Annotated in this window: 13 protein-coding genes; 5 read left to right on the top strand and 8 right to left on the bottom strand. The window is 56.3% G+C overall.

Translation table 11 applies throughout. The features are described 5' to 3' along the window. Window positions 1–40 precede the first annotated feature (40 nt). Complete coding sequence (murJ, locus tag HBN61_RS17365) at window positions 41–1,579, bottom strand: murein biosynthesis integral membrane protein MurJ (protein ID WP_094995108.1); 1,539 nt, start codon at window positions 1,577–1,579, stop codon at window positions 41–43. Between the two features lie 251 nt (window positions 1,580–1,830). Between murJ and rpsT the strand changes: the two genes are divergently transcribed. Next, window positions 1,831–2,109 carry a 30S ribosomal protein S20 gene (gene rpsT, locus HBN61_RS17360; protein WP_003443902.1) on the top strand — a complete coding sequence of 93 codons (279 nt, stop codon included), beginning with the start codon at window positions 1,831–1,833 and terminating at the stop codon, window positions 2,107–2,109. Between the two features lie 137 nt (window positions 2,110–2,246). Here rpsT and HBN61_RS17355 read toward each other — a convergent pair whose 3' ends face one another. The 5 genes from HBN61_RS17355 to rplU form a co-directional block, all read right to left on the bottom strand. Continuing rightward, window positions 2,247–2,708, bottom strand: coding sequence for a CreA family protein (locus HBN61_RS17355; RefSeq protein ID WP_170047359.1), 462 nt, complete (start codon window positions 2,706–2,708; stop codon window positions 2,247–2,249). A gap of 13 nt (window positions 2,709–2,721) precedes the next feature. Next, window positions 2,722–3,840, bottom strand: coding sequence for a glutamate 5-kinase (gene proB / locus HBN61_RS17350; RefSeq protein WP_094995115.1), 1,119 nt, complete (start codon window positions 3,838–3,840; stop codon window positions 2,722–2,724). 123 nt (window positions 3,841–3,963) lie between these two features. Then, window positions 3,964–5,190, bottom strand: a complete 1,227-nt coding sequence (gene cgtA, locus HBN61_RS17345) for an Obg family GTPase CgtA (protein ID WP_047273596.1) — start codon at window positions 5,188–5,190, stop codon at window positions 3,964–3,966. Window positions 5,191–5,384: 194 nt separating this feature from the next. Then, window positions 5,385–5,660 (bottom strand): 50S ribosomal protein L27, encoded by a 276-nt coding sequence (gene rpmA, locus HBN61_RS17340; RefSeq protein WP_047273595.1) that lies wholly within the window; start codon window positions 5,658–5,660, stop codon window positions 5,385–5,387. 34 nt (window positions 5,661–5,694) lie between these two features. Further along, a complete protein-coding gene (gene rplU, locus HBN61_RS17335) occupies window positions 5,695–6,009 on the bottom strand; it encodes a 50S ribosomal protein L21 (protein WP_007901869.1) in 315 nt (104 codons plus the stop codon). Between the two features lie 241 nt (window positions 6,010–6,250). Between rplU and HBN61_RS17330 the strand changes: the two genes are divergently transcribed. From HBN61_RS17330 to HBN61_RS17320, 3 genes are all read left to right on the top strand, one after another. After that, a complete protein-coding gene (locus HBN61_RS17330; RefSeq protein ID WP_094995109.1) occupies window positions 6,251–7,219 on the top strand; it encodes a polyprenyl synthetase family protein in 969 nt (322 codons plus the stop codon). Between the two features lie 153 nt (window positions 7,220–7,372). Then, window positions 7,373–7,714 carry a zinc ribbon domain-containing protein YjdM gene (locus HBN61_RS17325; RefSeq protein WP_094995110.1) on the top strand — a complete coding sequence of 114 codons (342 nt, stop codon included), beginning with the start codon at window positions 7,373–7,375 and terminating at the stop codon, window positions 7,712–7,714. A 216-nt stretch (window positions 7,715–7,930) separates the two neighbouring features. Further along, entirely contained in the window at window positions 7,931–8,203 is a 273-nt protein-coding gene (locus HBN61_RS17320) for a PA4570 family protein (protein ID WP_094995111.1), read from the top strand. A 61-nt stretch (window positions 8,204–8,264) separates the two neighbouring features. Here HBN61_RS17320 and HBN61_RS17315 read toward each other — a convergent pair whose 3' ends face one another. Next, on the bottom strand, window positions 8,265–8,882 hold the full coding sequence (locus HBN61_RS17315) for an FKBP-type peptidyl-prolyl cis-trans isomerase (protein WP_047273586.1): 618 nt from the start codon (window positions 8,880–8,882) through the stop codon (window positions 8,265–8,267). Between the two features lie 145 nt (window positions 8,883–9,027). Beyond that, window positions 9,028–9,516, bottom strand: a complete 489-nt coding sequence (locus HBN61_RS17310) for a TIGR00645 family protein (protein WP_047273583.1) — start codon at window positions 9,514–9,516, stop codon at window positions 9,028–9,030. Window positions 9,517–9,658: 142 nt separating this feature from the next. Between HBN61_RS17310 and HBN61_RS17305 the strand changes: the two genes are divergently transcribed. Beyond that, a complete protein-coding gene (locus HBN61_RS17305; RefSeq protein WP_170047357.1) occupies window positions 9,659–11,491 on the top strand; it encodes a hypothetical protein in 1,833 nt (610 codons plus the stop codon). Window position 11,492 lies beyond the last annotated feature (1 nt).

Raw genomic sequence — 11,492 nt, 5'->3', positions numbered from 1 at the left:
CAGTCAATACGATAAAACACACGTCTGACCGGCGATTACCTTACATAAGGGACTTGCGGGCGAAATCCTTCAAACGCATGCCCAAGACCAGCAGCATACCGAAATACGCCAGCACCCCAGCGACAACAAGTCCCCCCAAACGCAGAAAGCGCTCCAGCATATGACCGTGATCCCAAGCGGGCATCAATTGCATCAAGCCCAGTAGAACGGCCGACATCACGGCCACAGCCAACACCAGTTTGAACAGGTACTTGGCCCAGCCTGGCTGCGCCACAAACAGCTTTTGACTGCGCAATTGCCAAAACAGCAGGCCGGCGTTGATGCACGCCCCCACGCTTATGGCCAGTGCAAGGCCCGCATGTTGCAACGGCACGATGAATACCAGGTTCAGCAACTGGGTCACGATCAACGTGAAAACGGCAATTTTCACCGGCGTACGGATATTTTGCTGAGCATAAAAGCCTGGGGCCAGCACCTTGATCAAAATAATCCCGAGCAAACCCACCGAGTAAGCCATCAGGGCGTGCTGGGTCATCACGGCATCATGGGCACTGAATTCACCGTACTGAAACAATGAAACCGTCAGCGGTTCGGACAGAATGGCCAGTGCCAGTGCGCAAGGCAAAACCAGCACGAAACACAGACGCAGCCCCCAGTCGAGAATCCGAGAATACTCATGACGGTCTTTATTGGCGTAGGTCTTGGACAGGGTTGGCAGAAGGATTGTCCCCAGCGCCACGCCCAGCACACCCGACGGCAGCTCCATTAAACGGTCGGCGTAGTACATCCACGACACAGACCCGGCAACCAAAAAGGACGCGAAGATGGTGTTGATGATCAAAGAGATCTGACTGACTGAAACACCCAGGATCGCCGGCAACATTTGTTTCATCACCCGCCACACCCCGGTATCGCGCAGATTAAGGCGGGGCAACACGAGCATGCCGATCTTTTTCAGGTGCGGCAGTTGAAACACTAACTGCGCCAGACCACCGGCCAACACAGCCCAGCCAAGGGCCATCACGGGCGGATCGAAATAAGGTGTCAGGAACAACGCAAAAATAATCATGCTGACATTAAGCAACGTCGGCACAAACGCCGGAACCGAGAAACGGTTCCAGGTGTTCAGAATCGCTCCTGCCAAGGACGACAGTGAAATCAGCAATATATAAGGGAAAGTAACCCGCAACATGTCACTGGTGAGCTGAAATTTTTCCGGGGTGGTGGCAAATCCCGGCGCCGTCGCCCAGATCACCCAAGGCGCAGCCAGCATCCCCACAATCGTGACAATGGCCAACACCAGGGTCAGCAAACCGGCCACATAGGCCACGAACGTACGGGTCGCTTCCTCGCCTTGCTGATTTTTATATTCCGCGAGAATCGGCACGAACGCTTGAGAAAAGGCCCCCTCTGCGAAGATCCGGCGCAACAGGTTGGGCAGTTTGAAGGCAATGAAGAACGCATCCGTGGCCATCCCGGCGCCAAATGTGCGAGCAATGATTGTGTCTCGGATAAAGCCCAAAACCCTTGAAATCATGGTGATGGAACTGACGGCAGCCAACGACTTGAGCAAATTCATTGAAAGAGTTTTTGCCTATAGAGAAAAAGAGCAGGCGAACAAAGCGTCCACTTATGCGATACTGCGCGCCGCAACAGCACAGAGCCAAGCTCGCGAGTTTACAGGTCAAGCGCCGGAAATAAATCTCCCGTCTCCCTCGATCAACCACTCAGCGGATCGTATCAAACGCCCTTGACAAGCCTTCACGTCATCGGCATGATTCGCGGCCTATTTTGTTTGCTATTTTCTAAAGTCTTTCGAGGAGCTCGACGGTGGCCAACACACCTTCCGCCAAAAAACGTGCAAAACAGGCTGAGAAGCGTCGCAGCCACAACGCCAGCCTGCGTTCCATGGTTCGCACCTACATCAAGAATGTAGTTAAAGCCATCGACGCAAAAGACGCCGCTAAAGCACAAGCTGCTTATGTTCTGGCTGTTCCTGTTATCGACCGTATGGCCGATAAAGGCATCATCCACAAGAACAAAGCTGCTCGTCATAAGAGCCGTCTGAATGGCCACGTCAAGGCGTTGAACCTTGCGACCGCCGCTTAAGCGTTAAGCTTTTTAAAAAACCGACCTCATGGTCGGTTTTTTATTGCCTGCGATTTATACCCAGGATTCACTACCCCGCCCCCACCACAAGCTCACAGGCAAAAAAAAGCTGCGTTAATCGCAGCTTTTTATAAGCACTACTGATGCGGCCACGGCAGGATCGGAATTGCCGTTACAGCATTCTGTGGACTGCCCTCAATCAGGCGATCGCTGTAGACCAGATACACCAGCGTATTGCGTTTCTTGTCAAGGAATCGCACCACCTGCATGGTCTTGAACACCAGCGACGTGCGCTCCTTAAAGACTTCATCACCGTCCTTGAGATCACCCTTGAAGCTGATCGGACCCGTCTGACGACATGCCAACGAAGCTTCAGCACGGTCCTCTGCCAACCCCAACCCCCCTTTCATGCCCCCCGTTTTAGCGCGGGACAGATAGCAGGTCACGCCCTCTACCTTGGGATCATCGAACGCCTCGACCACAATGCGGTCGTTAGGGCCAACCAGCTTAAACACGGTTGAAACCGTACCAATCTCTTCCGCCGAAGCCAGTAACGGCATCGCCAACACCAAACCCAGCAACCCTTTAATCAAGCGCATTCAAACCTCACATTCAAACCAGAATCAGGTTATCGCGATGAACCAGTTCAGGCTCCGCCATATAACCCAACAAGCTGACAATCGCATCCGACGATTGCCCGATAATTTTTTGCGCTTCCGCAGCACTGTAGTTGGCGAGCCCACGGGCAATTTCACGGCCGTCCGGCGCTACGCACACCACCATTTCCCCACGACGGAAGCCACCCTGAACCGCCTTCACCCCCACAGGCAGCAAGCTCTTGTTGCCCTGCGACAGTGCCGCGACAGCCCCCTCGTCCAGCACCAGCGTACCGCGTGTTTGCAGATGCCCGGCCAGCCACTGCTTACGGGCTGCCAACATGCCGCGTTCCGGCGACAACAAGGTGCCAATGCGCTCGCCCGCCTTAAGACGATCCAGCACCCGCTCCAGACGCCCACCCACAATAATGGTGTGCGCCCCGGAACGCGCCGCCAAACGGGCCGCCCGCAACTTGGTCTGCATACCACCACGCCCCAGCGCACCACCCGTACCGCCCGCCACTGCGTCCAGCGCCGGGTCATCCGCGCGCGCCTCATAAATCATTTGCGCGTCAGGGTTATTGCGCGGATCAGCATCAAACATGCCGTCGCGGTCGGTCAGGATTACTAACAGATCAGCTTCCACCAGGTTGGCAACCAGTGCCGCCAGGGTGTCGTTGTCACCAAAACGAATCTCATCGGTCACCACCGTGTCGTTTTCGTTGATGACCGGGATCACGCCCAACTCCACAAGGGCACGCAAAGTACTGCGGGCATTCAGGTAACGCTTGCGATCAGACAAATCGTCATGGGTCAGCAGAATTTGCGCGGTGTGCCGCGAGTGCTCGGCAAAACTCGACTCCCAAGCCTGCACCAGGCCCATCTGACCGATGGCAGCCGCCGCTTGCAATTCATGCATGGCACTCGGTCGCACCGTCCAGCCCAAGCGGCTCATCCCGGCCGCCACTGCGCCCGAAGACACCAACACCAACTCAACACCGGCTTCATGCAGGGCCACCATTTGCTCGACCCAAACACCCATTGCCGCACGATCCAGACCTTTGCCATCCGCCGTCAGCAGTGCGCTGCCAATCTTGACGACCCAACGCTGCGCACCTGTCACCTTGCTCCGCATCATCTTCCAACCTATGCCTGAGAGCAGCGCGACCGAGCGCTACCCGTGGAATTTTTGTGATTACCGTTTCGTAGATGCTAAAACGCCGCTCAATTGAGCGGCGCTGTAGTTTACTGCAACGAATCAGTCGCGGACGTAAATGATTTCCGGACCATCGTCGTCTTCAACATCTTCTTCATCCCAGTCATCGTCACCGATGTCATGGACGCTCTTCACGCCACTGCGACGCAAGGCACGCTTGTCATCCAGCGCCTGCAACTGTGCACGCGCCTCGTCTTCAATGCGCTGATCCAGCTCGGCCAGTTCTTCCTTGTAGGCAGGATCATTGGCCAGGCGGTCTGCGCGATCTTCGAGGTAGCGCATGATGTCGTGGCACAGCTTGTCGGTGCCGATTTTGGCAATAGCCGAAATCACATACACAGGACCGGTCCACTCAAGACGATCAACCACTTCTTTCACAACTGCGTCGTGCTCTTCCTGAGGCAGAGAATCGCACTTGTTCAAGACCAGCCAGCGATCACGATCAGCCAGCGCCGGGCTGAACTTGGTCAGCTCGTTAACGATGACTTCAGCGGTATCCGCAGCGCTTTCCGAACCTTCAACCGGCGCCATGTCCACGAGGTGCAGGAGCAAACGGGTACGCGCCAAATGCTTGAGGAAGCGAATCCCCAGGCCCGCGCCATCAGAAGCGCCTTCGATCAGCCCCGGGATGTCAGCAATGACAAAGCTTTTCCAGCGATCCACACTGACCACGCCCAGGTTGGGTACCAGCGTGGTGAACGGATAATCCGCCACCTTGGGCTTGGCCGCAGACACTGAACGAATAAAGGTGCTTTTACCGGCATTCGGCAAACCCAGCAAACCGACGTCAGCCAGCACTTTCAACTCAAGCTTCAAGTCGCGCTGCTCACCCGGCTTACCCGGCGTGGTTTGGCGCGGCGCGCGATTGGTGCTGGACTTGAAACGCGTGTTGCCCAGACCGTGCCAGCCGCCCTGAACCACCATCAGCTTTTGACCGGCCTTGGTCAGGTCGCCAATCACTTCTTGCGTGCCTGCATCAATAACGGTCGTGCCGACTGGCACGCGCAGGATAAGGTCATCACCCTTGCGCCCGGTGCAATCGGTACTACCGCCGTTCGAGCCGCGCTGGGCATCGAAGTGACGGGTATAACGGTAGTCAACCAGGGTGTTGAGGTTTTCGTCGGCGACCATATAGATCGAGCCGCCATCGCCCCCATCACCACCGTTAGGACCACCGTTTTCGATGAATTTCTCACGACGGAAACTCATGCAACCGTTACCACCGTCGCCCGCTTTTACCTTGATCGATACTTCATCAACAAACTTCATAACAAAACGCCTCTCGTCATCAGGACGAGCCGATAAACATAAGACATAAGACTCTTGCAAAAATGAGCGCAGCGACCTCAATCAACGACCGTTAAATCCAGCGCCAGCAGCCCATACAAACAGTTTTGCAAGAGACTCATCCCACAAACGAAAAAGCCCCGTCGCAAGACAGGGCTCTTCCAGCTACCAAGCTATTACGCTGCGACGACTTCAGTCTTCGGAACGATGCTTACATAGCGACGACCGAAGGCGCCTTTAACCTGGAACTTGATCACGCCTTCCACTTTCGCGAACAGGGTGTGATCTTTGCCCATACCAACGCCGTAGCCAGCGTGGAATTGGGTACCGCGCTGACGCACGATGATGTTGCCTGGAACGATAGCCTGGCCGCCATACATCTTCACGCCAAGGCGTTTGGCTTCTGAGTCGCGACCGTTACGGGTACTACCACCAGCTTTTTTGTGTGCCATGAGTCAATTCTCCTAGTGAGGAATTAGGCTGAAATTAAGCCTGAATACCGGTGATTTTGATCTCGGTGTACCACTGGCGGTGGCCCATACGCTTCATGTGGTGCTTACGACGACGGAACTTGATGATGCGGACTTTATCGTGACGACCTTGGGAGATCACTTCAGCCACAACAGTGGCGCCAGGAACAACTGGAGCGCCGATGTTCACGTCGTCGCCATTGGCGACCAACAGAACGCGATCAAAAGTTACGGATTCGCCGGTAGCGATTTCCAATTTTTCGATCTTCAGGTATTCACCTGGAGCTACTTTGTACTGCTTGCCACCAGTAACGATTACTGCATACGACATGGTATTTCTCCGATAATCCTGCTCACCCAGCGCTTTATAGGTAAAGGTATTGGCTGGCATGGCTGCATGGGGCTGGAACGGCCCAAGTGCAATTGCGTAAGGCAGGTGCTGCCCAGGAAGTTCAGGGTGCGCGATTGTACGCAAGGCAAGAGGACGTTGCAAGGGGCCGCCCATCGTGCCTTGACAGGCCATCCCCCCCGACCTAGCATGCCGCGCAACCCTTCTGGAGCACCTGTCGCTGATGCAACCCCAAGCTTTCTACCGCGCGGTGGCGGACGATTTTAGCGCCGTCGACGGCATCATCAAGAAGCAGCTGACTTCACGCGTACCGCTGGTCTCAAAAATCGGCGACTACATTACTTCGGCCGGCGGCAAACGCCTGCGTCCTTTATTAGTGTTGCTATGTGGCAAGGCACTGGGCCGCGAAGGCGATGACTTGCGTCTGTTGGCGGCAACCATCGAGTTCCTGCACACCGCCACCCTGCTGCACGACGACGTGGTGGACATGTCCGGCATGCGCCGTGGCCGCAAGACCGCCAATGCAACGTGGGGCAACGCGCCCAGCGTGCTGGTGGGCGACTTCCTGTACTCGCGCTCCTTCGAAATGATGGTTGAGCTGGGCTCGATGCCGGTGATGAAGATCTTGTCGCAAGCGACGCGCATTATTGCCGAAGGCGAAGTACTGCAACTGTCAAAAGTGCGCGATGCCAGCACCACCGAAGAGACCTACATGGAAGTCATCCGCGGCAAAACCGCGATGCTCTTTGAAGCCTCGACCCACAGCGCAGCCGCTCTGGCCGGTGCGACACCCGAGCAAAGCGAAGCATTGCGCATGTTCGGCGATCACTTGGGCGTGGCTTTCCAACTGGTGGACGACCTGCTCGACTACCGTGGCGATGCCGAAACCCTGGGCAAGAACGTGGGTGACGACCTGGCTGAAGGCAAGCCGACGCTGCCCTTGATCTACACCATGCGCGAAGGCACGCCGGAACAAGCCGCACTGGTTCGCCAGGCCATTCAGAAAGGCGGGATTGAAGACCTCGAAAGCATCCGCGCCGCGGTTGAAGCCTCAGGCTCGCTGGAATACACCGCACAATTGGCCCGCGATTTCGTTGCACGCGCCATTGTCTGCCTTGAAGCCCTGCCGCCGAGCGAATACCGCGACGCGCTGGTCGAACTGAGCGAGTTCGCGGTCGCACGCACACACTGATCCACACACCGCAAACCGCTCCCGCCTCCCAAGACCTTCACACGAGGGTCTTGGGCAGTGACTGCAAGTCCATCCCGCCGCACTTTCCCCGCCCGCCGAAAAAACCCTATACAATGCGTGCCTTTTAGCCATCCTGACTTTTAAGGAGCGCAAGTGAGCACTTTGCCACCCTGCCCGAAATGCAATTCCGAATACACCTATGAAGACGGCGCTCAGCTGGTCTGCCCGGAATGCGCCCATGAGTGGTCTGCCAACGCTGAAGCAGAAGTCGACAGCGACGTAAAAGTCTACAAAGACTCCGCTGGCACTGTCCTGAACGATGGCGACACCATCACCGTGATCAAGGACTTGAAGATTAAAGGCACCTCGCTGGTGGTTAAAGTTGGTACCAAGGTCAAGAACATTCGCTTGTGCGATGGCGATCACGACATCGACTGCAAAATCGACGGCATCGGCCCAATGAAGCTCAAGTCCGAGTTCGTGCGCAAAGTCTGATTCTGTTGCCATTCCTTCCTGCGCCTGGCGCAGGAAGGGGTTGTTTCCCCTCCTCCCTGCCCCTGCCTCTACCCGACTCAACACGCGATATCAAAGAGCCAGTTACTTTGACCGGTAGCAACCTGATCGCAGAAAACACGCCAATCCGCCAATAGGCACTTGCTATTAATTGAATAGGAATTATTCTCATTGATATCCATCAAGGAGAAGACACACATGACTTATTTAATTGACGCTTGGCTGGACCGACCACATCCCTATCTGCGAATCCTGCATCGGGAAACCGGGGAAGTGTGTGCCGTTCTGGAAGAAGACGCGCTGAATGAACTGCAAGATCAGGGAGACCTGGATTTTTCAGGGCTTAACTCAAACGAGCCGGTGGTGCTCAAAGAGATGGTGCGCAACCTGTTTCTGTTCTGTTACGCCCGGGCGTTGCGCCCTGTCGGTTCGGCTGACGCCCATGAGCATCTGGCCAAAATAGAACTATGAAGCCAACGGTGTAATGACGGGCCAGCCAACAACCCGTCATTACCGCTAAACCGTGGGGTTCTTACAGAACGTCCAGCAGCTCAACGTCGAATACCAGCACGCTGTGTGGAGCGATGCTGCCAACGCCTTGGGCGCCGTAAGCCAGTTCGCTCGGCACGTAGATGCGCCATTTGCTGCCAGCGTTCATCAATTGCAAGGCTTCAGTCCAGCCAGCAATCACGCCACCGACCGGGAACTCGGCAGGCTGGCCACGCTCGTAAGAGCTGTCGAACACAGTGCCGTCGATCAGGGTGCCGTGGTAGTGAACACGCACGGTGTCTTCACGGGATGGCTTGGCGCCTTCACCTGCTGTCACAACTTCGAATTGCAGACCCGAAGCCAGGGTGGTGATGCCGTCTTTCTTCGCGTTTTCAGCCAGGAAAGCCTTGCCTTCGCCCGCTGCAGCTTCAGCCTTGGCAGCCGCTTCAGCTTGCATGATCTCGCGGATCACTTTGAAACTGGCGGACATTTCTTCCTGACCAACACGGCTTTCTTTACCGGCGAACGCGTCGGTCAAGCCTGCCAGAATGGCATCCAGGCTAACGCCCGGTGGCGGGTTGTCGCGCAGCTGGTCGCCCAACTGACGGCCAATGCCGTAGCTGACGCGGGTTTCGTCGGTCGACAGATTTACTTCGGACATAACACTGCTCCGCTGTGGGACGTTGCAGGCCAGTTAACTGAACGACTGACCCTCACGCCCTGAACAAAAAAAGGGCGAGCAGACTAACACAGCCCCCAAAGCCTTCGCAGCCCGGGTTATGTAGGCGCTAACAGCCCGCCCGGCCTCAGTGCTTGGTGATCTTGTCCAGATACCCCATGGCAAACGCCGAGATCACAAATGTCATGTGGATAATCACGTACCACATCAGGTACTGGGGCTCGATGTTGCGCGCGTCCATAAACACCCGCAGCAAGTGGATCGAAGAGATCGCCACAATCGATGCCGCGACTTTCATTTTCAGCGACGTGGAGTCCATCGTGCCCAACCAGCTGAGCTTCTCTTTGTGCTCGTCGATATCCAGTTGCGAGACGAAATTCTCATAACCCGAAATCATGACCATGACCAGCAGACCGCCCACCAGCGCCATGTCGATCAGCGACAGAATGACCAGGATCAAGTCCGACTCAGATAGCGCAAACACGTTCGGGATTACGTGAAACACTTCCTGGAAGAATTTCAACGCCAGCGCTAGCAGGCCAAGCGACAAACCAAAATAGATCGGCGCCAGAATCCAGCGCGAGGCGTACATTGCATTTTCGATAAAGCGTTCCATTGAAACTCACAGGAAGTAAAAAAATGGGCGCGAGTATATCAGCGGGAATTCACCAGAGATAAAGCCCCGGACACAGTCTGTAAAAACTTTTTCTGCTAGTGTCCACCTACTCGGCATCGTTTACGGACAGGAAACCTGAAGAATGGATCTGCGATTCCCCTTGGCTAGTCTCGGACTCTCATTGGCGCTGCTCGCCACGGGAGGCTGCTCACCGGATGACCAACACCCGCTCGCCAGCCTGGAAGAAAGAACCGCCCAATTCGAACAGAACCTCGACACCATCAAAGACCAACAACTGAAAGATGCCGTAGCGGACCTCGGTGGGTCGCTGCTGCTGTTGGAGCGCGCGCGGCTCAAACTGCAAGACAAACCGGTTGAAACCGAATACACCACCGACGATCTGGCGCTGCTCAATCACTACCCCAGCATTCAGGCACTGACGGACACTTACATCAACGGCCTGTTTGTCCTGCGCAAAAATGCCAGTTCAGACTACCTGACGGACCTGGAGCCCGTGTTCCCCTTCCCGATCAACAGCGCCTCAGAATTCCCTTTCCCCCACGCACTGGAATGGCAATCCGTCACCTTGAGCAATAAGCAAGACGTGCCGTTCCAGCCCGAGTGGTCCGAAACCGATCCCGGCATTCAGTTGAGCCCCTCCAGCGCCAACCTGAGCAACCCGGACGACCTGACCGTCACCTACCCTTACATCGACGGGGTTGAAACCGAAAACGTCCAGCAGCCGCAACCGGTGATGCTGCATGGCAAGGTAGAAGTCATTGCGCCGGGCAAGGTCGTACATTTCAAGCTCAACGGCAAAGACGTGGGCCAGACACGGACCGATGGCACCATCAGCGTGACCCTGTTGGCGCTGGGCAACAACTTCGCTGAAGTCGAGATCCGCAACAGCGCCGCGCCCGCCAAGGCCGTGGGCAACACTGAACTGAACCCCTTGATCATCCAGGCCCGCGATCAATCAGGCCAATTTCTCTCGCGCGCAGGCTCGATCAACGAAAATGCCGAGCAACTGGCGTTTTACCAGCAACAACTGGCCGCGATGCTCAAGCAGACCGCCTGGAGCGAAGCGTTCGAACGGCAGTTGGCAGACGAAGAAAAAGCCTTTGAGCAACAACACCCGAATCACTACAGCAAGGTTTACTTCAACGGCAACGTCGACGCGCTGGACATCAGCGTCATGGACTTCTCCAGCGCCACGGTGACCCGCAAAGCCCTCGACCTGCCCGTGCGACGGCTCGATAAAAACATGACCAGCAAGGAGCTTCAGCCCCTGCCGCTCTCGGTCGTGGTGTACGACGACCAGGCGCCCGCGTACCTGAAAAACGCCAACCTCGACCCTGAGCACTTCATAAAGACCGTGATCATCACCCAGTCCATTGACGACGCCAGCGCAGCGACGCTGGAGTTCAGCCACCCGCCGACCTTCAATGACGAGTTGGTCGGCACGCTGCCCGACGCCTCCGATGCCCCGGTCACGTTCTTCGCTGAAGACGACAATGGCAAACGCAGCGAGCCGCTGGAGCTGCCAGAAGAAGCGTTCGATGTGGACCCGCATACCGGCGTTATCACCTACGACCTGAACTTGTTCCCGGAAACCCCGGCCTATGCCATTGGCTCAATGCCGATGTACATCGCCGCCGTAGACAAACAGACGCTGAGCATTGAGCACCTGCCCACAGGGCTGGAGCTCAAGGGCAACGCACTCATAGTCGACCAAAAGGCCTTCCCGTCGGATGCATGGCGCTTCTACGCCAAGGACGACACCGGCAACTACCTGAAAGAAGTGCTGGCCGTCAGCCACAGCGCGGAAGCAGAAGGCCCTGCGCTATTTGACGTGCATTACTTCTATGGCCAGCCGACCCAACTGGAAAGCTATGCCCGCACTGACCTGACGCCTGTGGAGTATGGCTTTGAGGTCAAGCTCGACAAGGTGCCCGACGTCAGCCCGCCCCATTGAA

This window comes from Pseudomonas sp. WS 5071 (assembly GCF_012985765.1).
GTDB classification, from domain to species: domain Bacteria; phylum Pseudomonadota; class Gammaproteobacteria; order Pseudomonadales; family Pseudomonadaceae; genus Aquipseudomonas; species Aquipseudomonas lundensis_A.
The sequence above is the reverse complement of the archived record's forward strand: the minus strand, read 5'-3'. Positions and strand labels throughout refer to the sequence as shown.

Excerpts from the sequence above, each read along its gene's own strand:
- murJ (WP_094995108.1), bottom strand. The coding sequence starts at position 1,579 with ATGAATTTGCTCAAGTCGTTGGCTGCCGTCAGTTCCATCACCATGATT.
- HBN61_RS17355 (WP_170047359.1), bottom strand. The coding sequence starts at position 2,708 with ATGCGCTTGATTAAAGGGTTGCTGGGTTTGGTGTTGGCGATGCCGTTA.
- proB (WP_094995115.1), bottom strand. The coding sequence starts at position 3,840 with ATGCGGAGCAAGGTGACAGGTGCGCAGCGTTGGGTCGTCAAGATTGGC.
- cgtA (WP_047273596.1), bottom strand. The coding sequence starts at position 5,190 with ATGAAGTTTGTTGATGAAGTATCGATCAAGGTAAAAGCGGGCGACGGT.
- rpmA (WP_047273595.1), bottom strand. The coding sequence starts at position 5,660 with ATGGCACACAAAAAAGCTGGTGGTAGTACCCGTAACGGTCGCGACTCA.
- rplU (WP_007901869.1), bottom strand. The coding sequence starts at position 6,009 with ATGTCGTATGCAGTAATCGTTACTGGTGGCAAGCAGTACAAAGTAGCT.
- HBN61_RS17330 (WP_094995109.1), top strand. The coding sequence starts at position 6,251 with ATGCAACCCCAAGCTTTCTACCGCGCGGTGGCGGACGATTTTAGCGCC.
- HBN61_RS17320 (WP_094995111.1), top strand. The coding sequence starts at position 7,931 with ATGACTTATTTAATTGACGCTTGGCTGGACCGACCACATCCCTATCTG.
- HBN61_RS17315 (WP_047273586.1), bottom strand. The coding sequence starts at position 8,882 with ATGTCCGAAGTAAATCTGTCGACCGACGAAACCCGCGTCAGCTACGGC.
- HBN61_RS17310 (WP_047273583.1), bottom strand. The coding sequence starts at position 9,516 with ATGGAACGCTTTATCGAAAATGCAATGTACGCCTCGCGCTGGATTCTG.
- HBN61_RS17305 (WP_170047357.1), top strand. The coding sequence starts at position 9,659 with ATGGATCTGCGATTCCCCTTGGCTAGTCTCGGACTCTCATTGGCGCTG.